27 protein-coding genes are annotated in these 21,726 nt (G+C 58.1%); 17 read left to right on the forward strand and 10 right to left on the reverse strand.

The features are described 5' to 3' along the window. The first annotated feature begins 390 nt into the window (after nt 1-390). From galP to ruvX, 7 genes are all read left to right on the forward strand, one after another. A complete protein-coding gene (galP, locus tag IM300_RS02160; protein WP_063867839.1) occupies nt 391-1,788 on the forward strand; it encodes a galactose/proton symporter in 1,398 nt (465 codons plus the stop codon). A 58-nt stretch (nt 1,789-1,846) separates the two neighbouring features. Next, nucleotides 1,847-2,344 (forward strand): SprT family zinc-dependent metalloprotease, encoded by a 498-nt coding sequence (locus tag IM300_RS02165; protein WP_063867837.1) that lies wholly within the window; start codon nt 1,847-1,849, stop codon nt 2,342-2,344. 94 nt (nt 2,345-2,438) lie between these two features. Beyond that, the gene (endA, locus tag IM300_RS02170) at nt 2,439-3,146 is read left to right on the forward strand and encodes a deoxyribonuclease I (protein WP_063867834.1); all 708 of its coding nucleotides are present in this window, start codon (nt 2,439-2,441) and stop codon (nt 3,144-3,146) included. 51 nt (nt 3,147-3,197) lie between these two features. Next, nucleotides 3,198-3,929, forward strand: coding sequence for a 16S rRNA (uracil(1498)-N(3))-methyltransferase (gene rsmE, locus IM300_RS02175; RefSeq protein ID WP_131636374.1), 732 nt, complete (start codon nt 3,198-3,200; stop codon nt 3,927-3,929). Between the two features lie 19 nt (nt 3,930-3,948). Further along, nucleotides 3,949-4,896, forward strand: a complete 948-nt coding sequence (gene gshB, locus IM300_RS02180; RefSeq protein WP_193035108.1) for a glutathione synthase — start codon at nt 3,949-3,951, stop codon at nt 4,894-4,896. Between the two features lie 74 nt (nt 4,897-4,970). After that, nucleotides 4,971-5,531 (forward strand): YqgE/AlgH family protein, encoded by a 561-nt coding sequence (locus IM300_RS02185; protein WP_022649353.1) that lies wholly within the window; start codon nt 4,971-4,973, stop codon nt 5,529-5,531. Continuing rightward, entirely contained in the window at nt 5,531-5,947 is a 417-nt protein-coding gene (gene ruvX, locus IM300_RS02190; RefSeq protein WP_193035110.1) for a Holliday junction resolvase RuvX, read from the forward strand. The genes IM300_RS02185 and ruvX overlap by 1 nt, the downstream gene beginning before the upstream one ends. 10 nt (nt 5,948-5,957) lie before the next feature. Here the strand turns inward: ruvX and IM300_RS02195 are convergent, their stop codons facing one another. Continuing rightward, entirely contained in the window at nt 5,958-6,938 is a 981-nt protein-coding gene (locus tag IM300_RS02195; protein ID WP_193035112.1) for a type IV pilus twitching motility protein PilT, read from the reverse strand. Between the two features lie 17 nt (nt 6,939-6,955). Between IM300_RS02195 and IM300_RS02200 the strand changes: the two genes are divergently transcribed. Genes IM300_RS02200 through IM300_RS02225 form a run of 6 tightly spaced genes read left to right on the forward strand, consistent with a single transcriptional unit; the run spans nt 6,956 to nt 10,515 of the window. After that, nucleotides 6,956-7,657 carry a YggS family pyridoxal phosphate-dependent enzyme gene (locus IM300_RS02200; RefSeq protein WP_193035114.1) on the forward strand — a complete coding sequence of 234 codons (702 nt, stop codon included), beginning with the start codon at nt 6,956-6,958 and terminating at the stop codon, nt 7,655-7,657. A 21-nt stretch (nt 7,658-7,678) separates the two neighbouring features. Further along, nucleotides 7,679-8,245 (forward strand): YggT family protein, encoded by a 567-nt coding sequence (locus tag IM300_RS02205; protein WP_063451231.1) that lies wholly within the window; start codon nt 7,679-7,681, stop codon nt 8,243-8,245. Beyond that, nucleotides 8,242-8,538, forward strand: coding sequence for a DUF167 family protein YggU (gene yggU / locus IM300_RS02210; RefSeq protein ID WP_003860023.1), 297 nt, complete (start codon nt 8,242-8,244; stop codon nt 8,536-8,538). Before IM300_RS02205 ends, yggU begins: the two co-directional genes overlap by 4 nt. A gap of 3 nt (nt 8,539-8,541) precedes the next feature. Further along, a complete protein-coding gene (locus IM300_RS02215) occupies nt 8,542-9,135 on the forward strand; it encodes an XTP/dITP diphosphatase (RefSeq protein WP_193035116.1) in 594 nt (197 codons plus the stop codon). Continuing rightward, the gene (hemW, locus tag IM300_RS02220) at nt 9,128-10,270 is read left to right on the forward strand and encodes a radical SAM family heme chaperone HemW (RefSeq protein ID WP_063867827.1); all 1,143 of its coding nucleotides are present in this window, start codon (nt 9,128-9,130) and stop codon (nt 10,268-10,270) included. The genes IM300_RS02215 and hemW overlap by 8 nt, the downstream gene beginning before the upstream one ends. A gap of 20 nt (nt 10,271-10,290) precedes the next feature. Then, the gene (locus IM300_RS02225) at nt 10,291-10,515 is read left to right on the forward strand and encodes an endonuclease domain-containing protein (RefSeq protein WP_370552233.1); all 225 of its coding nucleotides are present in this window, start codon (nt 10,291-10,293) and stop codon (nt 10,513-10,515) included. A 75-nt stretch (nt 10,516-10,590) separates the two neighbouring features. Here IM300_RS02225 and IM300_RS02230 read toward each other — a convergent pair whose 3' ends face one another. Genes IM300_RS02230 through trmB form a run of 3 tightly spaced genes read right to left on the reverse strand, consistent with a single transcriptional unit; the run spans nt 10,591 to nt 12,410 of the window. After that, nucleotides 10,591-11,307, reverse strand: a complete 717-nt coding sequence (locus IM300_RS02230; protein ID WP_107533729.1) for a DUF2884 domain-containing protein — start codon at nt 11,305-11,307, stop codon at nt 10,591-10,593. 57 nt (nt 11,308-11,364) lie between these two features. Then, nucleotides 11,365-11,691, reverse strand: a complete 327-nt coding sequence (locus IM300_RS02235) for a YggL family protein (RefSeq protein WP_006178455.1) — start codon at nt 11,689-11,691, stop codon at nt 11,365-11,367. Beyond that, entirely contained in the window at nt 11,691-12,410 is a 720-nt protein-coding gene (trmB, locus tag IM300_RS02240) for a tRNA (guanosine(46)-N7)-methyltransferase TrmB (protein ID WP_063867823.1), read from the reverse strand. The genes IM300_RS02235 and trmB overlap by 1 nt, the downstream gene beginning before the upstream one ends. A gap of 144 nt (nt 12,411-12,554) precedes the next feature. Between trmB and mutY the strand changes: the two genes are divergently transcribed. The 4 genes from mutY (at nt 12,555) to IM300_RS02260 (ending at nt 16,582) form a co-directional block, all read left to right on the forward strand. Beyond that, nucleotides 12,555-13,607: an A/G-specific adenine glycosylase gene (gene mutY, locus IM300_RS02245; protein ID WP_193035118.1), complete on the forward strand. Its 1,053-nt coding sequence runs from the start codon at nt 12,555-12,557 to the stop codon at nt 13,605-13,607. A 26-nt stretch (nt 13,608-13,633) separates the two neighbouring features. Further along, a complete protein-coding gene (locus tag IM300_RS02250; protein ID WP_003862425.1) occupies nt 13,634-13,906 on the forward strand; it encodes an oxidative damage protection protein in 273 nt (90 codons plus the stop codon). 124 nt (nt 13,907-14,030) lie between these two features. Then, nucleotides 14,031-15,107, forward strand: coding sequence for a membrane-bound lytic murein transglycosylase MltC (mltC, locus tag IM300_RS02255; RefSeq protein WP_131636456.1), 1,077 nt, complete (start codon nt 14,031-14,033; stop codon nt 15,105-15,107). Nucleotides 15,108-15,325: 218 nt separating this feature from the next. Beyond that, a complete protein-coding gene (locus IM300_RS02260; protein ID WP_193035120.1) occupies nt 15,326-16,582 on the forward strand; it encodes a nucleoside permease in 1,257 nt (418 codons plus the stop codon). A gap of 79 nt (nt 16,583-16,661) precedes the next feature. On the opposite strand, the gene citG is transcribed toward IM300_RS02260, so the two are convergent. Genes citG through citC form a run of 6 tightly spaced genes read right to left on the reverse strand, consistent with a single transcriptional unit; the run spans nt 16,662 to nt 21,717 of the window. Next, nucleotides 16,662-17,465, reverse strand: coding sequence for a triphosphoribosyl-dephospho-CoA synthase CitG (gene citG / locus IM300_RS02265; protein WP_193035122.1), 804 nt, complete (start codon nt 17,463-17,465; stop codon nt 16,662-16,664). Further along, a complete protein-coding gene (gene citX / locus IM300_RS02270) occupies nt 17,443-17,982 on the reverse strand; it encodes a citrate lyase holo-[acyl-carrier protein] synthase (protein ID WP_063867818.1) in 540 nt (179 codons plus the stop codon). Before citX ends, citG begins: the two co-directional genes overlap by 23 nt. Then, nucleotides 17,979-19,502 (reverse strand): citrate lyase subunit alpha, encoded by a 1,524-nt coding sequence (gene citF / locus IM300_RS02275; RefSeq protein WP_193035124.1) that lies wholly within the window; start codon nt 19,500-19,502, stop codon nt 17,979-17,981. Before citF ends, citX begins: the two co-directional genes overlap by 4 nt. A 10-nt stretch (nt 19,503-19,512) precedes the next feature. Further along, the gene (citE, locus tag IM300_RS02280) at nt 19,513-20,388 is read right to left on the reverse strand and encodes a citrate (pro-3S)-lyase subunit beta (RefSeq protein WP_112791624.1); all 876 of its coding nucleotides are present in this window, start codon (nt 20,386-20,388) and stop codon (nt 19,513-19,515) included. Further along, on the reverse strand, nt 20,385-20,678 hold the full coding sequence (gene citD, locus IM300_RS02285; protein WP_107533737.1) for a citrate lyase acyl carrier protein: 294 nt from the start codon (nt 20,676-20,678) through the stop codon (nt 20,385-20,387). Before citD ends, citE begins: the two co-directional genes overlap by 4 nt. A gap of 16 nt (nt 20,679-20,694) precedes the next feature. Beyond that, nucleotides 20,695-21,717, reverse strand: a complete 1,023-nt coding sequence (gene citC / locus IM300_RS02290) for a [citrate (pro-3S)-lyase] ligase (RefSeq protein ID WP_193035126.1) — start codon at nt 21,715-21,717, stop codon at nt 20,695-20,697. Nucleotides 21,718-21,726 lie beyond the last annotated feature (9 nt).

Below are 21,726 nucleotides of genomic sequence, written 5' to 3' on the forward strand. Positions count from 1 at the left end.
ACCCCTCTTTCGTTTGGGTTGGTTTTTTTTGTGGGGGGGGGGGGGCCCCCCTAAACACAATTATTTTTTTTGCCCCCGCCATCCCCCCCCCCCGCTACCCGGCAATATTTGAAACCGCTTACACTATGCCGGATATACCCCGCTTTCAGAATATTCTCTTTGCATGATCGTAATTCTTCTGCTGTTACATTCCCTTTCAGTTAAGTCTGAAATTCATGCAAACGCGATGCATATCAATTAATTTACCTCTATATTTTCAAAGCTTTAATTATTTTTACGGTTACGGGTTAGTGTAACCGATTACACCATTGTGATTTGTCTCACATATTTTTATGAACCGCTCACCTACCCTTAATATCGATAAAACTGATAACCCAACTGGAGGGCATAATGCCTGACAATAATAAACAGGGGCGTACGTCCAATAAGGCAATGACGTTCTTCGTCTGCTTCCTTGCCGCTCTGGCAGGATTACTCTTTGGCCTGGATATTGGCGTCATCGCCGGTGCATTACCTTTCATCGCCGATGAGTTCCAGATTAGCGCACACACTCAGGAATGGGTGGTTAGCTCCATGATGTTCGGCGCCGCCGTCGGCGCGGTCGGCAGCGGCTGGCTCTCCTTTAAGCTCGGGCGTAAAAAGAGCCTGATGATCGGCGCGATCCTGTTCGTTGCCGGCTCATTGTTCTCTGCCGCTGCGCCTAACGTTGAAGTGCTGATCCTCTCCCGCGTGCTGCTGGGTCTGGCAGTGGGCGTGGCGTCTTACACTGCTCCGCTGTACCTGTCTGAAATCGCGCCGGAAAAAATTCGCGGCAGCATGATTTCCATGTATCAGCTGATGATCACCATCGGTATTCTCGGGGCTTATCTCTCCGATACCGCGTTCAGCTACAGCGGCGCATGGCGCTGGATGCTGGGTGTGATCATCATCCCTGCCGTCCTGCTGCTGATCGGCGTCTTCTTCCTGCCGGACAGCCCGCGCTGGTTTGCCGCCAAACGACGCTTCCACGATGCCGAACGCGTGCTCTTACGCCTGCGTGATACCAGCGCCGAAGCGAAAAACGAGCTGGAAGAGATCCGCGAAAGCCTGAAGGTGAAACAGTCCGGCTGGGCGCTGTTCAAAGAGAACAGCAACTTCCGCCGCGCGGTGTTCCTCGGCGTGCTGTTACAGGTTATGCAACAGTTCACCGGGATGAACGTCATCATGTATTACGCGCCAAAAATCTTCGAACTGGCGGGTTACACCAACACCACCGAGCAGATGTGGGGCACCGTGATCGTCGGCCTGACCAACGTGCTGGCAACCTTTATCGCCATCGGTCTGGTGGACCGCTGGGGACGTAAGCCAACCCTGACGCTGGGCTTCCTGGTGATGGCTGTCGGTATGGGCGTGCTGGGTACTATGATGCACCTGGGCATTCACTCTCCAACGGCACAGTACTTCGCCGTGGCGATGCTGCTGATGTTTATCATTGGGTTTGCGATGAGTGCCGGTCCGCTGATTTGGGTACTGTGCTCTGAGATCCAGCCGCTGAAAGGGCGTGATTTTGGTATCACCTGCTCTACCGCAACCAACTGGATTGCCAACATGATCGTCGGCGCAACGTTCCTGACCATGCTCAATACCCTGGGTAACGCCAATACCTTCTGGGTCTACGCGGGTCTGAACCTGTTCTTTATTGTTCTCACAATCTGGCTGGTTCCTGAAACCAAACACGTTTCACTGGAACACATTGAACGTAACCTGATGAAAGGTCGTCCTCTGCGCGAAATCGGCGCACACGACTGATCCTCTTGCGGGAGGCGCCTCTTGCGCCTCCCCGCTTCCCGCTTTATGCTCTGCCCCTATGAAAGCTCCCCGTCTCCCCATCGCCATTCAGCAAGCCGTTATGCGCAGCCTGCGGGAAAAACTCGCCCAGGCCAACCTGAAGCTCGGTCGCAGTTATCCTGAACCGAAGCTGGTCTATCAGCAGCGCGGCACCGCGGCAGGCACCGCCTGGCTGGAAGCCTACGAGATCCGCCTGAACCCGGTGTTGATGATGGAAAATCAGCAGGCGTTTATCGAAGAAGTGGTGCCGCACGAGCTGGCCCATCTTCTGGTGTGGAAACACTTTGGCCGCGTCGCGCCGCACGGCAAAGAGTGGAAGTGGATGATGGAGGCGGTGCTCGGCGTTCCGGCACGCCGAACCCATCAGTTCGAGCTGGAATCGGTGCGCCGCAATACCTTTCCCTACCGCTGCCAGTGCCAGCAGCACCAGCTTACCGTCCGCCGCCACAACCGCGTGGTGCGGGGCGAGGCAACCTACCGCTGCGTGAAGTGTGGCGAACCGCTGGTCGCGGAATAATCAACTGAACTATCAGGAACTTTCCTGATCTGACTGATTGCATACAGGAACAACATTCGTTACGTTGCGGGCTCGTTTTGACACGGAGTGTAAGATGTCCCGTAATGTTTCTCTCGCGGTCGCTTTTCTGGCGACGGCACTTTCCGGCCATGCTCTGGCCGACGGTATTCACAGTTTTTCTCAGGCTAAAACGGCAGGCGTAAAGATTAACGCCGACGTGCCGGGTGATTTCTACTGCGGCTGTAAAATCCACTGGCAGGGTAAAAAAGGGATCGTGGACCTGGAGTCCTGCGGCTATAAGGTGCGCAAGAACGAGAACCGCGCCAGCCGAATCGAATGGGAACACGTTGTTCCGGCCTGGCAGTTTGGCCACCAGCGCCAGTGCTGGCAGGATGGCGGACGTAAGAATTGCGCAAAAGATCCGGTCTATCGCCAGATGGAAAGCGATATGCACAACCTGCAACCCGCCGTGGGTGAAGTCAATGGCGATCGCGGTAACTTCATGTACAGCCAGTGGAACGGTGGCGAAGGCCAGTACGGCCAGTGCGCCATGAAGGTCGATTTCAAAGATAAAGTAGCCGAACCGCCTGCGCGCGCGCGCGGCAGCATCGCCCGTACGTACTTCTATATGCGCGACCGCTACCATCTCAACCTTTCCCGCCAGCAGACGCAACTGTTCAATGCCTGGGACAAACTCTATCCGGTGACGGACTGGGAATGCCAGCGCGACGAACGTATCGCTAACGTCCAGGGGAATCACAACCCTTACGTCCAGCGGGCTTGCCAGGCGCAAAAGAGCTAACCTACACTACGGCCATTCGCTTATATCGCATGACATATGGAATTTCTGACTATGCGCATCCCTCGCATCTATCACCCTGAACTGATTACCGCTGGCGGCGAAATCGCCCTGTCTGATGATGCTGCAAACCACGTAGGCCGCGTGCTGCGCATGGGTGCAGGCCAGGCCATTCAGCTCTTCGACGGCTCTAATCAGGTTTTCGACGCTGAAATTACGCGCGCCGACAAAAAAAGCGTGCACGTAAAGGTGCTGCGTGGCGAAGTGGACGACCGGGAATCCCCGCTGCACATTCACCTCGGCCAGGTGATGTCGCGCGGGGAAAAGATGGAGTTCACCATTCAGAAATCCATTGAACTGGGTGTAAGCCTCATTACGCCACTTTTTTCTGAGCGCTGCGGCGTTAAACTGGATGCGGAACGTCTGAACAAAAAGATCCAGCAATGGCAGAAAATTGCCATTGCGGCCTGCGAACAGAGTGGCCGTAACCGTATTCCGGAGATCCGCCCGGCGATGGATCTGGAGGACTGGTGTGCAGAAGAGGAAAGTGGGCTTAAGCTTAATCTTCATCCGCGCGCCAGCGCCAGCATCAATACGCTGCCGCTGCCCGTTGAGCGCGTACGCCTGCTGATTGGCCCGGAAGGCGGCCTGTCGGCTGACGAAATCGCCATGACGGCGCGTTACCAGTTTACTGATATTCTGTTGGGACCTCGCGTTCTGCGCACTGAGACAACGGCACTCACAGCCATTACCGCGCTACAGGTACGGTTTGGCGATCTGGGTTGACCCATTAACGGAGAAGAAGATGATTAAGCTCGGCATCGTGATGGACCCCATCGCAAACATTAACATCAAGAAAGATTCCAGCTTCGCTATGCTGCTGGAAGCGCAGCGTCGCGGCTATGAACTCCACTACATGGAGATGAACGATCTTTACCTGATCAACGGTGAAGCCCGCGCACGCACCCGCATCGTTAACGTCGAGCAGAACTACGACAAATGGTACGAATTTGGCACCGAGCAGGATATTGCCCTGGCCGACCTCAACGTCATCCTGATGCGTAAAGATCCGCCGTTCGACACCGAATACATTTACTCCACCTATATCCTTGAGCGTGCCGAAGAGAAAGGAACGCTGATCGTCAACAAGCCGCAGAGCCTGCGCGACTGCAACGAGAAGCTTTACACCGCCTGGTTCTCTGACCTGACGCCGGAAACGCTGGTCACCCGCAGCAAAACGCAGCTGAAAGCATTCTGGCAGAAGCACGGCGACATCATCATGAAGCCGCTGGACGGCATGGGCGGCGCGTCGATCTTCCGCGTGAAGGACGGCGACCCGAACATTGGCGTGATTGCCGAAACGCTGACCGAGCTGGGAACCCGCTACTGCATGGCGCAGAACTACCTGCCTGCCATCAAAGACGGCGACAAGCGCGTGCTGGTCGTAGACGGCGAGCCGGTGCCTTACTGCCTGGCGCGCATCCCGCAGGGCGGCGAAACCCGTGGCAACCTGGCGGCCGGCGGCCGTGGCGAACCGCGTCCGTTAAGCGAAAGCGACTGGGAAATTGCCCGCCGCGTCGGTCCTACGCTGAAAGATAAAGGTCTGATCTTCGTCGGCCTCGATATCATCGGCGATCGCCTGACCGAAGTGAACGTCACCAGCCCGACCTGCATTCGTGAAATTGAGGCGGAATTCCCGATCTCGATCACCGGAATGCTGATGGACGCTATCGAAAAACGTTTACAGAAATAACCTGTGACAGCGCCTGTGTTTATCCCCATACTGGGCGCTGTCGCTTTTTAAACCAGGAAACAGTACCTCTGACAATGAATTTACAGCATCACTTTCTTATTGCCATGCCTGCTCTCCAGGATCCGATTTTCCGCCGCGCCGTGGTGTACATTTGTGAATACAACGAAGACGGCGCGATGGGGATTATCATCAACAAGCCGCTGGAAAACCTTCAGGTTGAAGGGATTCTCGACAAGCTGAAAATCCCCGCTGAAGCGCGACTGCCGGAGATCCGTCTCGATAAACCGGTGATGCTGGGCGGCCCGCTTGCAGAAGATCGTGGCTTTATCCTGCATACCCCGCCGGTTTTCTCGTCCAGTATTCGTATCTCCGATAACACCGTCGTCACGACGTCGCGCGACGTGCTCGAAACGCTGGGCACGGCAAATCAGCCTTCTGAAGTGCTGGTTGCGCTCGGCTACGCCTCCTGGGAAAAAGGGCAGCTGGAACAAGAAATTCTGGACAACGCCTGGCTCACAGCCCCTGCGGATATGAATATCCTGTTCAAAACCCCTATTGCCGATCGCTGGCGCGACGCGGCGAAGCTGATCGGCATTGATATTCTGACCATGCCTGGCGTTGCGGGGCACGCGTAATGAGCGGCACCCTTCTCGCCTTCGACTTCGGCACCAAAAGCATCGGCGTCGCCGTGGGTCAACGGGTCACCGGCACCGCCCGCCCCCTCACGGCGCTGAAAGCTAACGACGGCACGCCGGACTGGAACCTTATTGAGCGCCTGCTCAAGGAGTGGCAGCCGGACGACGTGATTGTCGGCCTGCCGCTGAACATGGACGGCACCGAGCAACCGCTTACCGCCCGCGCGCGCAAGTTCGCGAACAAAATCCATGGCCGCTTTGGCGTCTCCGTTAAGCTGCACGATGAACGTCTGAGCACCGTTGAAGCGCGCGCTGGCCTGTTCGAGCACGGCGGCTTCCGGGCGCTGAACAAAGGCAGCGTGGATTCTGCTTCCGCCGTCATTATCCTCGAAAGCTATTTCGAACAAGGTTACTGAGCGCCGGGGCCTACAGCCGCCCCTGCGCCCGCCGCTCTGCCAGACTCTGCTCAAAGTTCTGCATCCCCGCCTGCTGCCCCGTTTGGATAATGCCCGGAAGTTGCCAGGTTTTGCCTTCGCGGATCAGGTTCGCCGCCGCAGAGGTGTTCACCAGTAATTCGTAAAGCGCCACGCGCCCGCCCTGGAGATCCTGACGCAGCTTCTGCGCCAGCACCGCGCGCAGGCTTCCCGCCAGCTGATTGCGCACCGGATCTTTTTCCTGTGCCGGGAAGGTATCGACCAGGCGCTCAATGGCCTGCGGCGCCCCGCGCGTGTGCAGCGTGGCTAAAACCAGATGGCCGGTCTCAGCCGCCGTCAGCGCCAGGCGTATCGTCTCGCTGTCGCGCAGCTCGCCAAGCAGAATCACATCCGGATCTTCACGCAGGGCGCTGCGCAGGGCCTCGGCAAAGGACGGGCTGTGCTGGCCTATCTCGCGCTGCTGGATCAGGCAACGTTCGCTCTGGTACATAAACTCCACCGGATCTTCCAGGGTCAGAATATGCCCGTCCGTCTGGTGATTGAGGAAATCGACCATCGCGGCCAGGGTGGTCGATTTTCCGCTGCCGGTGGCGCCGGTGACCAGAATCAGGCCATTGTCATGGGTCAACAGCGCCGGGATCGCTCGCGGCACGCCCAACGCAGAGAGCTGCGGGCACGTCAGCGGCAACAGCCGCAGCGCGATCGAAACGCCGTGCATATGCTTAAACGCACCGCCGCGCAGCCGCTGACCGCCTGCGAGGGTAACGGCAAAATCCACCTGCCCGTTTGCCCACCATGCGCCCTGCTGTTCGTCGTTGAGCCACGCTTTTATTAATCCCTCCACATCCGGGGGCGGAAACGGCGCCGGTTCAAGCCGGCCTAACCTGCGCCAGCGCGGTGGCGAATCACTGCACAGGTGTAGATCGGAGACGTTATGCTTTACACTAAGGGCCACAATTTCTTCCACATCCATAGACTACTCCTCGGAAAATGAACGACATTGCGCATAACCTGGCACAGGTCCGGGACAAAATCTCAGCCGCTGCAACGCGTTGCGGCCGTGCTTCAGAAGAAATTACGTTGCTTGCAGTCAGCAAAACCAAGCCTGCGAGCGCCATCGCAGAAGCGATTGCCGCCGGCCATCGCGCCTTCGGCGAAAACTATGTGCAGGAAGGGGTGGATAAGATTCGCGCTTTCCGGGAACAGGGCAATACGGACCTGCAATGGCACTTTATCGGCCCGCTACAGTCGAACAAAAGCCGACTGGTAGCAGAGCACTTCGACTGGTGCCACACCATCGATCGTCTGCGCATCGCCACCCGTCTGAGCGACCAGCGCCCGGCAGAGATGTCAGCGCTTAACGTGCTGATTCAAATCAACATCAGTGATGAAAACAGCAAGTCCGGCATTACGCTGAGTGAGCTGGATGCGCTGGCGGCTGAGGTGGCGGCGCTGCCGCGCTTAACCCTGCGCGGGCTGATGGCAATTCCGGCGCCAGAGTCAAGTTATGAAAGGCAGTTTGCCGTGGCACAGCAAATGGCTGTAGCATTTGAGGCGCTTAAAGCGCGCTATGACACGGTAGACACGCTTTCTCTGGGCATGTCGGACGATATGGAAGCCGCCATCGCGGCAGGCAGCACCATGGTGCGCATCGGCACGGCTATTTTCGGTGCGCGCGATTACACCCAATAATAAGGAAAACTGAGGAACGCCATGAAGACGTTGACTTTCCTGCTCTCAACGGTCATTGAACTGTATACGATGGCGCTGCTGCTGCGCGTCTGGATGCAGTGGGCCCGTTGTGATTTTTACAATCCATTCTCACAATTTATCGTGAAAATCACGCAGCCCGTTGTGGGGCCGCTTCGCCGCATCATTCCGGCAATGGGGCCGATAGACAGTTCATCTCTGCTGATGGCGTTTATTCTGAGCGTTATCAAAGCGATCGTGCTGTTTATGGTCATTACTTTCCAGCCGATTATCTGGATTTCAGCCGTTCTGATCCTCGTGAAAACCGTCGGCCTGCTGATCTTCTGGGTCCTGCTGGTGATGGCGATCATGAGCTGGGTAAGCCGGGGCCGTAGCCCGGTGGAATACGCGTTGATTCAGCTGACGGAACCGCTGCTGCGACCGATTCGTAGCCTGCTGCCTGCCATGGGCGGGATCGACTTCTCCCCGATGCTCCTCGTTCTGCTGCTGTACGTGCTGAATATGGGGATCGCGGAACTGTTGCAGGCGACGGGCAATATGCTGCTGCCGGGGCTGTGGATGGCGTTATGAGTGCAGTTAGCCCCTGCGCCGACGGGCTGGTTTTACGGCTGTACATTCAGCCTAAAGCCAGCCGCGACAGCATTGTTGGGCTGCATGGCGACGAGTTAAAAGTCGCCATCACCGCCCCGCCGGTTGACGGCCAGGCGAATGCGCATCTGACCAAATACCTGGCTAAACAGTTTCGCGTCGCTAAAAGCCAGGTCATCATTGAGAAAGGTGAACTTGGCCGCCATAAACAGGTAAAAATCCTTAATCCGCAATCTATCCCGACGGAAGTCGCGGCTCTGACAGAACAGGACTAAACCATGCAGAAAGTTGTTCTCGCCACCGGTAACGCCGGTAAAGTGCGCGAGCTGGCCTCGCTATTAAATGATTTTGGGCTGGACATGGTGGCTCAGACCGAGCTGGGCGTGGATTCCGCCGAAGAGACGGGCCTGACGTTTATCGAAAACGCCATTCTGAAAGCGCGCCACGCCGCGCAGATCACGGGGCTGCCCGCGATTGCCGATGACTCCGGTCTGGCCGTAGATTTTCTCGGCGGTGCGCCGGGGATTTACTCCGCCCGCTATTCCGGGGTGGACGCCACCGACCAGCAGAATCTGGAAAAGCTGCTCGTGGCCCTGAAGGACGTTCCCGACGAACAGCGTACCGCGCAGTTCCACTGCGTGCTGGTCTACATGCGTCATGCGGAAGACCCAACGCCGATCGTCTGTCACGGCAGCTGGCCGGGCGTGATTACCCGTGAAGCGGCGGGCAACGGCGGCTTTGGCTATGACCCGATTTTCTTTGTCCCGACCGAGGGCAAAACCGCTGCGGAACTGACCCGCGAAGAAAAAAGCGCGATCTCCCACCGTGGTCGCGCGCTGAAACTGTTACTGGAAGCGTTACGTAATGGCTAATTTGCCGCCTCTGAGTCTTTATATTCATATCCCGTGGTGTGTGCAGAAATGCCCGTACTGTGATTTCAACTCGCACGCGCTGAAGGGCGAAGTACCGCACGATGATTACGTCGCGCATCTGCTGGCCGATCTGGATGCCGATGTACCGTACGCGCAGGGACGTGAGGTAAAGACCATTTTCATTGGTGGCGGTACGCCAAGCCTGCTCTCAGGCCCGGCGATGCAGACGCTGCTGGACGGCGTGCGTGCGCGCCTGAACCTGGCAGCGGATGCTGAAATTACGATGGAAGCCAACCCCGGCACCGTTGAGGCCGACCGTTTTGTCGAGTATCAGCGCGCAGGCGTGAACCGTATCTCCATCGGCGTGCAGAGCTTTAGCGAGCCGAAGCTGAAGCGTCTGGGGCGCATTCACGGCCCGGAAGAGGCAAAGCGGGCGGCAAACCTGGCAACGGGGCTTGGGCTGCGCAGTTTTAATCTCGACTTGATGCACGGCCTGCCGGACCAGTCGCTGGAAGAGGCGCTGGACGATTTGCGTCAGGCGATTGAACTGAACCCGCCGCATCTGTCGTGGTATCAGCTCACCATTGAGCCGAACACGCTGTTTGGCTCCCGCCCTCCGGTGCTGCCGGACGACGACGCGCTGTGGGATATCTTCGAGCAGGGTCACAGGCTGTTAACCGCGGCAGGGTATCAGCAATATGAAACCTCGGCGTATGCGAAGCCGGGCTATCAGTGTCAGCACAACCTGAACTACTGGCGTTTTGGTGATTATCTGGGGATTGGCTGCGGCGCTCACGGCAAAGTGACCTTCCCGGACGGTCGCATTCTGCGTACCGCCAAAACGCGTCATCCGCGCGGATTTATGGAAGGCCGCTACCTGGAGCGTCAGCACGACGTCGAGGCGGCGGACAAGCCGTTTGAGTTCTTTATGAACCGCTTCCGTCTGCTGGAAGCCGCGCCGCGCGCCGAATTTTCGCGTTATACCGGGTTACCGGAATCAGCGATTCGCCCGCAGATTGACGAGGCGCTGGCGCAGGGGTATCTGACGGAATGTGATGATTACTGGCAGATCACCGAGCACGGTAAGCTGTTCTTAAACTCCCTTCTTGAGCTGTTCCTCGCTGAAGGATCCTGAAGGCTGATTCAGGATTTTGCATCCCGTTCTGCCGGCTGAGGGAAAGGCTGGCGGTTGAGCTGGACGGCGGACAGCATGATGAAAATCAGGAATACGATCGCCAACGGACGTTGTGGTTTAACCAAAAAGGCTGGCACGTCATTCGGTTCTGGAACAATGAACTCTGGAATAACGAAGAGGCCGTGTTAGATAAGATCCTTGAAACGCTGCAAATGCTGCAACCCTCACCCCTGCCCTCACCCTGAAAGGGAGAGGGTGCAAATCATTCCCTCGCCCCTTTGGGGAGAGGGTTAGGGTGAGGGGCCCTGCGCGCAGAGGCGTTACTTCAACGTCCCTACCAGCGCTTTCCGGCTATCTTCCAGCGACACCACGCGCTTACACACGTCTTTGCCGAACTGCTGGAAATCAGCTTCCTGATTCTTCCACTCGTTCTGAATCGAGGTTTGCAGTCCGCCCAGGCTACCCAGTACGCCCTGCAACGGATTACCGCCGCCCTTCAGCACAGCCTGGGCGCCCATCTCGTTAATGCTGTCCTGGAGAATGCCGCCCATCGCCTGGTTCACCAGCTGCTGACCGTCGGCACGCACCTGATCGATCGCCTTATAGTGGAACGTCAGGCCATCAGAGCGCGTCTCGATAATACGGTTCATCTGCTCTTTCAGCTGTTTATCCAGCTTGGTCAGGCGGGTACGCATATTGCTGCTCTCCCCCACCTCTTTAGTGATGATTTTATCCAGCGCCACGCGGCTCTTTTCAACGCGGGTCAGCGCGCCGTTGTTGATCCACGGCAGCGCGGTGCGCAGCTCGGCCTGGTAGTCCATCGCCTGCTCGCGCTGGGCGGCCGTCAGGTTTTGCGGTTTGCCGTTAAAGGTCACGTTGCCATCCGGCGTAATCACCAGATTGCCATTCTCGCCCTTAACCTGCACGGTTTGCGGGCTTAACACCACGTCATCGCGCGGGGTGACGCTACATTTATATTCCGCATGGGCGGTGGATCCGATTGCCAGTAAAGCAACAGCCAGCAACGTTTTGCGCATCTTTAACACTCCCTCAGACAAAATGGGCCAGCTAATGCTGGCCCCGTACCTGCTTTATTAGTCCCACCAAACGTCGAAAAGTTCGCTCACGCGGACATCTTCCATCTTGTGGTCTTCAAGCCATTTGCGTACCAGCGCCTGATGTTCTTCGGTGCATTTACCTACTTCCTGGGTGCAGATCAGACCTTCCCACGCCAGATAGCCGCTACCGTCGAAGGCCAGCTTGTTTGGCTCGATGACCTCGTTGATGAACGCATCAACGTCCTGATCGATCTGCTCGACGCTGGTGCCTTCCGGGAAACGCCAGGCAACAGAGAAGCCCACTTCCTGGAATTCTTCGATGTGCATCTTTTTACGCAGACGACGGCTACGATTCTTTGCCATTATTTCACCCTCTCGAACATTAAGTCCCATACGCCGTGACCAAGACGATGGCCACGCTGTTCAAATTTTGTCACCGGACGTGAATCCGGACGCGGTACGTAGTCGTTGCTCTCGGACTGGTTTTTATACCCGTCCAGCGACGACATCACTTCCAGCATGTGTTCCGCATAAGGTTCCCAGTCGGTCGCCATGTGGAAAACGCCGCCCAGTTTGAGCTTACTTTTCACCAGCTCGGCAAACGGTGCCTGAACGATACGGCGTTTATTATGACGCGCTTTGTGCCATGGGTCAGGGAAAAAGAGCTGAACCATGTTCAAAGAATTGTCAGGAATCATTTTGTGCAGCACTTCCACCGCGTCGTGACACATCACGCGCAGATTCTCAACGCCCTCTTCGTGGGCCGTTGCCAGGCACGCGCCGACGCCCGGCGAGTGTACTTCAATGCCGAGGAAGTTCTGCTCCGGGCGCGCTTTCGCCATTGTGACCAGCGAGGTGCCCATACCAAACCCGATCTCCAGCGTGACGGGCGCGTCGCGGCCGAACAGCTCGATAAAGTCGAGCGGCTGCTCGCTGAACTCAACGCCCATCACCGGCCAGTAGTTGTCCAGCGCGTGTTGCTGCCCTTTTGTCAGGCGGCCCTGACGGCGGACAAAGCTGCGAATACGGCGCAGCGGGCGACCGTTTTCATCAAATTCCGGTGAAATGACGTCGTTTTTCATAAAAGAGTTGTCTGCTTGTGAGAGTGTTCGGGAAACGGGCATTATCCAAAGTTAAGGCTTCTATGCAAGCATGGGAAAGATCCGGTTTACAGCAGATTGACGCTGTGCTGCAATCTGCGTCCCTGATTATGCGAATCGATGACCATGCAAGCCTCTCAATTTTCAGCCCAGGTGCTGGACTGGTACGATAAATACGGGCGTAAAACCCTGCCCTGGCAAATTGAAAAAACGCCCTACAAAGTATGGCTCTCCGAGGTGATGTTGCAACAAACGCAGGTCGCCACGGTTATTCCCTACTTCGAGCGTTTTATGGCGCGCTTCCCGACGGTCACCGACCTGGCAAACGCGCCGCTGGACGAAGTGCTGCACCTGTGGACCGGGCTGGGCTATTACGCCCGCGCGCGCAACCTGCATAAGGCCGCGCAGCAGGTCGCCACGCGCCACAACGGTAAATTCCCGGAAACCTTCGACGAGGTGGCGGATTTACCCGGCGTCGGGCGTTCAACCGCAGGCGCGATCCTCTCCCTTTCATTAGGCAAGCATTTCCCGATCCTCGACGGCAACGTGAAGCGCGTGCTCGCACGCTGCTACGCCGTTGACGGCTGGCCGGGTAAGAAAGACGTTGAAAAAAGCCTGTGGGAGATCGCTGAAGCGGTCACTCCGGCGAAAGGCGTAGAGCGTTTTAACCAGGCGATGATGGATCTCGGCGCGATGGTCTGCACGCGCTCAAAACCGAAGTGCGAACTCTGCCCGGTGAACAACCTCTGCGTGGCGTATGCCAACCAGTCATGGGCGCAGTATCCGGGTAAGAAACCCAAACAGACGCTGCCGGAGCGCACCGGCTATATGCTGCTGATGCAGCACGGCGACGACGTCTTCCTCGCCCAGCGCCCGCCGAGCGGCCTGTGGGGTGGTCTATACTGCTTCCCACAGTTTGAAGATGAAGCCTCGCTTCGGGAATGGCTTGAACAGCGCGGCATTGCGGCAGATACCCTGACGCAGCTGAACGCGTTCCGCCATACCTTCAGCCATTTCCATCTGGATATTGTGCCTATGTGGCTTCCCGTGTCCTCGTTCACCTCCTGCATGGATGAAGGCACCGCTCTCTGGTATAACTTAGCGCAACCGCCATCAGTCGGGCTGGCGGCTCCCGTGGAGCGCCTGTTACAGCAATTACGTGTCGGTGCAATGGTTTAGCATCGGCAACACAAAGAGGAATGAGTATGGCCAGAACCATTTTTTGTACTTTCCTACAGCGCGACGCTGAAGGCCAGGATTTCCAGCTCTACCCGGGCGACCTGGGTAAGCGCATCTATAACGAGATCTCCAAAGAAGCCTGGGGACAGTGGCAGAAAAAACAGACCATGCTGATCAACGAGAAAAAGCTCAGCATGATGAACCCGGAGCACCGCAAGCTGCTGGAGCAGGAGATGGTGAACTTCCTGTTCGAGGGCAAAGACGTCCACATCGAAGGCTATACGCCACCGGAAAAATAATACTCTGCGGCTGTTGCCCGGCGGCGCTTTGCTTGCACGGGCCTACGGTTTTGTAGGCCGGCTAAGCGCAGCGCCACCCGGCGAAAGCAACGACTAAGCAAACACAACACGCACTCCCGGAATGATGAAAAAACTTTTAGCGCTAGCACTTGTTGCGCCGTTGCTTGTGTCTTGTTCTTCCAAAAAGGGCGATAGCTATAACGAAGCCTGGGTTAAGGACACCAACGGTTTTGACATTTTGATGGGGCAGTTTGCCCACAACATCGAAAATATATGGGGATTTAACGAAGTTCTGATTGCCGGACCGAAAGACTACGTTAAGTACACCGACGCCTATCAGACCCGTAGCCACATCAACTTCGATGACGGTACGATTACGGTTGAAACCATCGCGGGGACTGAACCTGCGGCGCATTTACGTCAGGCCATCATCAAGACCCTGCTGATGGGCGACGATCCGGGGTCGATTGACCTCTACTCTGATGCCGATGACATTACCATCTCCAAAGAGCCGTTCCTGTATGGCCAGGTCGTAGACCAGACCGGTCAGCCGATCCGCTGGGAAGGCCGCGCCACCAAATTCGCTGACTACCTGCTGCAAACCCGCCTGAAAAGCCGCACCAACGGCCTGAAGGTGATTTACAGCGTGACCATTAACCTGGTGCCGAACCACCTCGACAAGCGTGCGCATAAGTATCTGGGCATGGTGCGTCAGGCGTCGCGTAAGTATGGCGTGGACGAGTCGCTGATCCTGGCGATTATGCAGACCGAATCCTCGTTCAACCCGTACGCGGTGAGCCGTTCCGACGCGCTGGGGCTGATGCAGGTTGTGCAGCACAGCGCCGGTAAAGACGTGTTCCGCTCGCAGGGGAAATCCGGCACGCCGAGCCGCAGCTACCTGTTCGATCCGCAAAGCAACATTGATACCGGCACGGCTTATCTGGCGATGCTGAACAATGTCTATCTCGGTGGAATTGATAACCCAACGTCACGCCGCTATGCGGTGATCACCGCCTACAACGGCGGGGCGGGCAGCGTGCTGCGCGTCTTCTCGAACGACAAGGTGCAGGCTGCGAATATCATCAACAGCATGGCGCCGGGAGATGTTTACTCCACCCTCACCACCCGCCACCCGTCTGCGGAATCCCGCCGGTACCTGTATAAGGTGAATACGGCGCAGAAAAACTATCGTCGTCGATAATCAACACACCTTCTCCTGTAAGGAGAAGGTGTTCTGCTTCTCTCCATCCATACGAAAATGCTATTTGCATCACAATCCAGACTGCAAATTAATGTGGATTGCATTTTTTTGCGGGAGGTAACAAAACATAACCTCGCCTGCTGATAGAATTGCATCAAATAACAACCCTGAATGTTCCTATAACAACATATCTCCCGCTCACTTGTGAGGAAAGTAACATGAACCTTAAGCTGCAGCTTAAAATCTTGTCGTTTCTGCAGTTCTGCCTGTGGGGTAGCTGGCTGACTACACTCGGCTCCTATATGTTTGTGACGCTCAAGTTTGATGGTGCGTCAATCGGTGCCGTCTACAGCTCGCTGGGTATTGCGGCTGTTTTCATGCCAACGCTGCTCGGTATCGTGGCGGATAAATGGTTAAGTGCGAAATGGCTGTATATGCTTTGCCATCTGGTGGGTGCGGGGACGCTGTTTATGGCGGCCGAAGTGACCACGCCGGGGGCGATGTTTATGGTGATCTTGCTTAACTCGCTGGCGTATATGCCAACGCTTGGGCTGATCAACTCCATCTCCTACTACCGCCTGAAATCTGCCGGCCTGGATATCGTCACCGACTTCCCGCCAATCCGTATCTGGGGCACCATCGGCTTTATCATGGCGATGTGGGGCGTGAGCTTCGCGGGCTTCGAGCTGAGCCACATGCAGCTGTATATTGGTGCTGGGCTCTCCGTACTGCTGGCGCTGTTCACCCTGACGCTGCCAACCATTCCGGTATCTAACCAGCAGAAAAACCAGAGCTGGAGCACCATGCTTGGCCTGGATGCCTTCGCGCTGTTCAAAAACAAGCGCATGGCGATCTTCTTTATCTTCTCCATGCTGCTGGGCGCGGAGCTGCAAATCACCAACATGTTCGGCAACACTTTCCTGCACAGCTTCGATAACGATCCGCTGTTTGCCGGGAGCTTTATCGTTGAGCACGCGTCGGTGATGATGTCCATCTCGCAGATCTCCGAGACGCTGTTCATCCTGACCATCCCGTTCTTCCTGAGCCGCTACGGCATCAAAAACGTCATGCTGATCAGCATCGCCGCGTGGATGCTGCGCTTCGGCCTGTTCGCCTACGGCGACCCGAGCGCGTTCGGTACCGTGCTGCTGGTGCTGTCGATGATTGTTTACGGCTGCGCCTTCGACTTCTTCAACATTTCCGGTTCGGTGTTTGTGGAAAAAGAGGTGAAGCCTGAAATCCGCGCCAGCGCGCAGGGCATGTTCCTGATGATGACCAACGGCTTCGGCTGTATTCTGGGCGGCGTGGTGAGCGGTAAAGTGGTTGAGATGTACACCACCAACGGCATTACCGACTGGCAGCCGGTGTGGCTGATCTTCGCGGCGTATTCGCTGGTGCTGTTCTTCGCGTTCCTCGCGCTGTTCCAGTACAAGCACGTTCGCGAACCGCACGGTGCGCAGCCGATCGCGCATTAATTGTTGTGCCCGGTGGCGCTTCGCTTACCGGGCCTACAAAACCAGACCGTAGGCCGGGTAAGGCGTAGCCGCCACCCGGCTATTTTATGGCAGACAGCACCCACCCCACCGACAGCAAATCCGCGCTGCCGCCCGGACTCAGGTTTCGTTCAATAAACGCCCTATCCATCCTCAGCAACGCATCGCGATCCCAGCCGTTCGCCAGCAGTTCCCGCGCGTAACGTTGTACGTAGCGCAGCCCCTCCATACCGCCGCGCGACACCAGATTGCTGTCCTGGTTGATGGCCATCAGGCGTAACAACAGGTCATGAAGGGTATTCCCCTTCCACTGCTTCAGCGCGTTACGCACCGTGCTGAAGCCGCTTTCTGCCTCGCCGCGCGCGCCGGTGAGACCGTACAGCTGAAACTGCCGCTCGCCCGCCGTTGCCTGCCCGCTGCGCCCGACGAGCTCACGCGCCACCAGCCCACGGCAGATGTTACTTACCTCACAACAGAGGCTGCCGGCGGAGACATTTTTCACACGCCCGGCAGCGAAGCAGAGCAAACCGAGGGCAAAAATGCCCCCCTTATGGGTGTTTACCCCGTCCGTCGCGGCGTACATGGCCTGTTCGCAGGCCATCCCCATCGGGCGGATAATCCGCAGCTGCTGAGCGGCTGGCTTGTCCGCATGAGCCTCGCCCAACTCCGCAAAACGGGCAAACCACGGCGTAATCGCCGTAATGCTGCGAACAAACAGGGCATGATCCATATCGCGATGGGAACCGTTGTTAAGCTTGTCCACCAGCCCCGGCTTGGGCGTCAGCTCCAGCTCCTGCCACAGCGCCGCTTCGGCAAGCGCGGGCACATCAATCGGGCGCGGTTTAGTCGCGAGCAAACCAGTCATCGATCGTCTTCTCCACGCGGGAAACTACCTGCTCAACGGGATGGCGCCGCGAACGGGAGCAGGCATGCGCGGGCGCGTCACAGATCAGGCAGCGCCTGAGGTTTGCCCCCAGCGACTGGCGCCCGACGTGGCCGTTCTGAGGACAGATGACATCCAGGTCCCACAGCCTGCCGAGCGGGTGCGTCTGCTCCAGCTCCGCGCAGTGCGCTTTGATTTCCGCCGCCGGATGGGCGACGCACCACAAGGCTTCCGGTCCGGTGGGCAGCCACAGCACCTGGCGGTCCAGCACCTGCCAGCGGTTCTCCCACAGCAGCTGGTCGCACATCTGGAGCGCCACGCCCATGGTGTTGCGATAGCGCAGGCTGTCTTTAATGTCCCCGGGCGTGACCAGCGTGAGGGAAATCACCGGTTGTTGATAGTGCGTGAGCATGTCGGCCTGGCGCGCCGCGCGGCGATCTTTCGCCGCCAGCAGTTCGTCCAGGCTGACACCCGTCCGCACGGGTGTCGCTGAAATCATACTGACTCCTTCACCTGTCGCACGGTGTCGATCACGCTGCCGTCGCGGTAGCGGATCACGCCGACGATTTTGTCGGTAAATTCAATCGGTTTCGGTACGCCGGTCAGGGAAATCGCCCGCTCGTAGAGCGCATGGATATCCACAACCTTTAATCCTGCCGCCATCAGACGCTCGCGGATCTCCGGGCGCGCCGGGTTGACTGCAATGCCGTGGTCGGTGACCAACACGTCGATGCTCTCTCCCGGCGTGAGGCGCGTGGTAACGCGCTTGACCACCGTCGGAATGCGGCTGCGCAGCAGCGGCGCGACGACGATAGTCAGGTTGGCTGCCGCCGCCACGTCGCAGTGCCCGCCGGATGCGCCACGCATCACGCCGTCGGAGCCGGTGATGACGTTAACGTTAAAATCAATGTCAATTTCCAGCGCGCTGAGGATCACCACGTCGAGGTGGTCGCAGCTTGCCGCCTTACTGCCGGGGTTGGCGTAGACGTTGGTGGAGATCTCCACGTGGTTCGGGTTGCGCGCCAGCGAAGCCGCCGCCTGGCCGTCAAAGCACTGGGTGTCGAGCAGCTTTTCGATAAGCCCCTTCTCGTGCAGATCCACCAGGCTACCGGTGATGCCGCCGAGCGCGAAGCGGGCCTTCACGCCGCTGCGCTCCATCTTCTCTTCCATAAAACGGGTGCAGGCGGTGGCCGCCGCGCCGGAGCCGGTCTGCATCGAGAAGCCCGGTTTGAAATAGCCGGAGTGCTCAATCACGTCCGCCGCATAGCGGGCGATCATCAGCTCGCGCGGGTTGCTGGTGACGCGCGCCGCACCGACGCTGATTTTCGCCGGGTCGCCCACGCTCACCACCTGCACGATGTAGTCCACCTGGTCCTGCACCAGGCTGGCGGGCATATTCGGGAACGGCACCAGTTCTTCGGTCAGCAGCACCACCTTGCGGGCAAAGTGCGCGTCCACCATGGCGTAGCCCAGCGAACCGCAGCACGATTTTCCGTGCGTCCCGTTGGCGTTGCCAAACGCATCGCTGCACGGCACGCCGAGAAACGCCACGTCGATGTTCAGTTCGCCGTCCTGGAGCAGCTTCACGCGCCCGCCGTGGGAGTGAATCTGTACCGGCTCGTCCATCAGCCCGTGGGAGATGGCGTCCGCCAGCCTGCCGCGCATGCCGGAGGTGTAAATCCGGGTAATCACGCCGCTTTCGATATGCTCGATCAGCGCGTCGTTGCAGGTCATCAGCGAGCTGGAGGCCAGGGTCAAATTTTTAAATCCCATCCGCGCCAGTAGCGCCACAACGGTGTTGATCACCCGGTCGCCTTCGCGAAAGGCATGGTGGAAGGAGATGGTCATTCCGTCCTGCAAGCCGCTGCGCGCTACGGCTTCTTCGAGGGTGGCACAGAGCTTGCGGTTGTGCTTCGCGTCGCTGTCTGCCAGCCAGGGCGTCGCGCTGTGGGCGGTATCAAAGGGTTTCAGGTCCCGCAGATGCGGGAAGTTTACGTGGAGAAGTTCTGTCTGATTCATTTTGTCATCCTTACCGACGCACGCCGGAAGCCGCCGCGCGCTCCAGCACCACCTGCGCGTGGTTAATAATCGGGGCGTCGACCATTTTGCCGTTGAGCGAGACCACGCCCAGGCCGTTACGCTCGCCCTCTTCTGCCGCTTCAATCACCCTTTTGGCGTGCTCCACCTCTTCCTGCGTCGGGGCGTAGGCGTTGTGCAGCAGGTCAATCTGGCGCGGGTTAATCAGCGATTTGCCGTTAAAGCCCATCTTGCGGATCAGGTCGACCTCGCGCAGGAACCCGGCTTCGTCGTTAACGTCTGACCACACCACGTCGAAGGCATCGATGCCCGCTGCGCGGGCGGCGTGCAGCACCGCGCAGCGGGCATAAAACAGCTCGGTGCCGTCGCCGCGCTCGGTCTGCATGTCCATTACGTAGTCAAAGGCCGCCAGCGCAATGCCGATCAGGCGCGGCGAGCTGCGGGCAATCGCCACGGCATTGATGACGCCAATAGCCGATTCAATCGCTGCCATTACGCGGGTAGAACCCACCTCGCGCCCGCACTCCTGTTCGATACGCTCAAGGTGGCCTTCCAGCTCGTAGATATCATCCGGCGTGTCGGTTTTCGGCAGGCGGATCACGTCCACGCCCGCATGCACGGCGGCCTCCAGATCCAGCAGGCCAAACGGCGTGCTCAGCGGGTTTATGCGCACCACGGTTTCGATATCCTGATACATCGGATGCTGCAACGCGTGGAACACCAGCATGCGTGCGGTATCTTTCTCGCGCAGGGCCACCGCATCTTCAAGATCGAACATGATGGCGTCTGGCCGGTAGATAAACGCGGTGGAGAGCATGGCGGCATTGGCGCCCGGCAGGAACAGCATACTGCGGCGGAGTTTGCTCATTTCAGCGCCTCCCAGTTGATGGCCTGTTCATCGGCAGCACGCAGAAGCGCGCTTTGCAGGCGGGCGCGGATTGCACAGTCCAGCGCCCCTTTGTCTTCAATAATGATTAATCCCTGGTGCACGTTCATGGCGCGCAGCGTGTCGTCGACCACCTGGCGAATGTGCTCGCCAAACTGCTTAATCACTTCACTGTGGATGACAATCTCCAGCTCGCCGTGAGCGGGGGCGATTTTCACCATCAGGTCGCTGGACTCCTGCGTTCCGGCCAGCGCCTCCCTTACAATATTCATGATAAATTCCTGATAGTTATGCGACTTCCGCACTCGCGCGATAATGCGCTTCGAGATGCGCGAAGGTGGAGTCCGGGACGATCTCCCGGATCCGGGTAAACTGCTGTGTCTTGAGTAAACGGCGCACTTCGGACGCCGAAATGGCGTTGCCGGTGGCCTTGATGCGCGGCATCTCCACCACCTCAATGTGCGAGGCCAGCAGATCGTGCAGCGTCTGGTTGTACTGGCGGGTGATATCGCAGAACGGCTCCGAGCCGATAAATCGGTGCGTGATGCCGAGCGCCGGGGCGATGAAGTCGCGGAAGATCAGCACGTCGATCTCGCTCCACGCCTGCTGCACTTTGCCGCTCTCTTTGAGAAAGTAGGCCGGAAACGTGGCGCGCGAGATGATGTACTGCGAGCCTTCATGCACCACCACGTTCGGCAGATGCGCCACGCCCGCCCGCACCATCTCAAGGCGCGCGCTGAACGGGAAGAACGAAGCGTCTTCACGCACCACAAACAGATGCAGGGCATCGCACTGCGCCGCCGCCTGCTCCACCAGATGGCGGTGGCCGAGGGTGAACGGATTGGCGTTCATCACGATCGCGCCAGTTTTCTCCCCGCCCTTTCGCATCCGGCTTAAGGTACGGCAGTAGCGCGCGATCCCCTGCGGAGTGTTCTCCATCAGCACCGCGTTGTTCCCGCTCTGGGCAATCGGCCAGAAGCCGCTGCGGCCAAAGCGCTCCTTATTGCACGGACGGGTGCAGAGGAAGAGGTGAAAATGGCCGCGCTCCAGCGCCGCATTCTCCACCTCTGCCAGCAGCCGCGCGCTGAGATTTTCCCCACGAAGCTGCTCGTTGACCGCCACGCACTTGATGACGTTGGCAGCCAGCCCTGCGCAACCCACCAGCTGCGCGCCGGACCAGGCTTCAACAAACAGCGTGATGTCGTTGTCCAGGCCAAGGCCGCTGTCTGCCAGCAGGTAGCGGATCTGGCTTAAGCGTTCCGGGTGTTTCGCCACAATGGTATGGCGAAAATCAATGGGTTGCGATTGCATGCTGCCGCC

Origin of the sequence: Enterobacter cloacae complex sp. I2 (assembly GCF_014896205.1) — a bacterium.
Lineage (GTDB): Bacteria > Pseudomonadota > Gammaproteobacteria > Enterobacterales > Enterobacteriaceae > Enterobacter > Enterobacter quasihormaechei.

Excerpts from the sequence above, each read along its gene's own strand:
- mutY (WP_193035118.1), top strand. The coding sequence starts at position 12,555 with ATGCAAGCCTCTCAATTTTCAGCCCAGGTGCTGGACTGGTACGATAAA.
- gshB (WP_193035108.1), top strand. The coding sequence starts at position 3,949 with ATGATTAAGCTCGGCATCGTGATGGACCCCATCGCAAACATTAACATC.
- IM300_RS02200 (WP_193035114.1), top strand. The coding sequence starts at position 6,956 with ATGAACGACATTGCGCATAACCTGGCACAGGTCCGGGACAAAATCTCA.
- trmB (WP_063867823.1), bottom strand. The coding sequence starts at position 12,410 with ATGAAAAACGACGTCATTTCACCGGAATTTGATGAAAACGGTCGCCCG.
- citF (WP_193035124.1), bottom strand. The coding sequence starts at position 19,502 with ATGAATCAGACAGAACTTCTCCACGTAAACTTCCCGCATCTGCGGGAC.
- IM300_RS02195 (WP_193035112.1), bottom strand. The coding sequence starts at position 6,938 with ATGGATGTGGAAGAAATTGTGGCCCTTAGTGTAAAGCATAACGTCTCC.
- rsmE (WP_131636374.1), top strand. The coding sequence starts at position 3,198 with ATGCGCATCCCTCGCATCTATCACCCTGAACTGATTACCGCTGGCGGC.
- IM300_RS02205 (WP_063451231.1), top strand. The coding sequence starts at position 7,679 with ATGAAGACGTTGACTTTCCTGCTCTCAACGGTCATTGAACTGTATACG.
- ruvX (WP_193035110.1), top strand. The coding sequence starts at position 5,531 with ATGAGCGGCACCCTTCTCGCCTTCGACTTCGGCACCAAAAGCATCGGC.
- citX (WP_063867818.1), bottom strand. The coding sequence starts at position 17,982 with ATGATTTCAGCGACACCCGTGCGGACGGGTGTCAGCCTGGACGAACTG.
- galP (WP_063867839.1), top strand. The coding sequence starts at position 391 with ATGCCTGACAATAATAAACAGGGGCGTACGTCCAATAAGGCAATGACG.
- IM300_RS02235 (WP_006178455.1), bottom strand. The coding sequence starts at position 11,691 with ATGGCAAAGAATCGTAGCCGTCGTCTGCGTAAAAAGATGCACATCGAA.
- hemW (WP_063867827.1), top strand. The coding sequence starts at position 9,128 with ATGGCTAATTTGCCGCCTCTGAGTCTTTATATTCATATCCCGTGGTGT.
- citC (WP_193035126.1), bottom strand. The coding sequence starts at position 21,717 with ATGCAATCGCAACCCATTGATTTTCGCCATACCATTGTGGCGAAACAC.
- IM300_RS02185 (WP_022649353.1), top strand. The coding sequence starts at position 4,971 with ATGAATTTACAGCATCACTTTCTTATTGCCATGCCTGCTCTCCAGGAT.
- IM300_RS02260 (WP_193035120.1), top strand. The coding sequence starts at position 15,326 with ATGAACCTTAAGCTGCAGCTTAAAATCTTGTCGTTTCTGCAGTTCTGC.
- citD (WP_107533737.1), bottom strand. The coding sequence starts at position 20,678 with ATGAATATTGTAAGGGAGGCGCTGGCCGGAACGCAGGAGTCCAGCGAC.
- mltC (WP_131636456.1), top strand. The coding sequence starts at position 14,031 with ATGAAAAAACTTTTAGCGCTAGCACTTGTTGCGCCGTTGCTTGTGTCT.
- IM300_RS02250 (WP_003862425.1), top strand. The coding sequence starts at position 13,634 with ATGGCCAGAACCATTTTTTGTACTTTCCTACAGCGCGACGCTGAAGGC.
- citG (WP_193035122.1), bottom strand. The coding sequence starts at position 17,465 with ATGACTGGTTTGCTCGCGACTAAACCGCGCCCGATTGATGTGCCCGCG.
- IM300_RS02230 (WP_107533729.1), bottom strand. The coding sequence starts at position 11,307 with ATGCGCAAAACGTTGCTGGCTGTTGCTTTACTGGCAATCGGATCCACC.
- yggU (WP_003860023.1), top strand. The coding sequence starts at position 8,242 with ATGAGTGCAGTTAGCCCCTGCGCCGACGGGCTGGTTTTACGGCTGTAC.
- IM300_RS02165 (WP_063867837.1), top strand. The coding sequence starts at position 1,847 with ATGAAAGCTCCCCGTCTCCCCATCGCCATTCAGCAAGCCGTTATGCGC.
- citE (WP_112791624.1), bottom strand. The coding sequence starts at position 20,388 with ATGAGCAAACTCCGCCGCAGTATGCTGTTCCTGCCGGGCGCCAATGCC.
- IM300_RS02215 (WP_193035116.1), top strand. The coding sequence starts at position 8,542 with ATGCAGAAAGTTGTTCTCGCCACCGGTAACGCCGGTAAAGTGCGCGAG.
- endA (WP_063867834.1), top strand. The coding sequence starts at position 2,439 with ATGTCCCGTAATGTTTCTCTCGCGGTCGCTTTTCTGGCGACGGCACTT.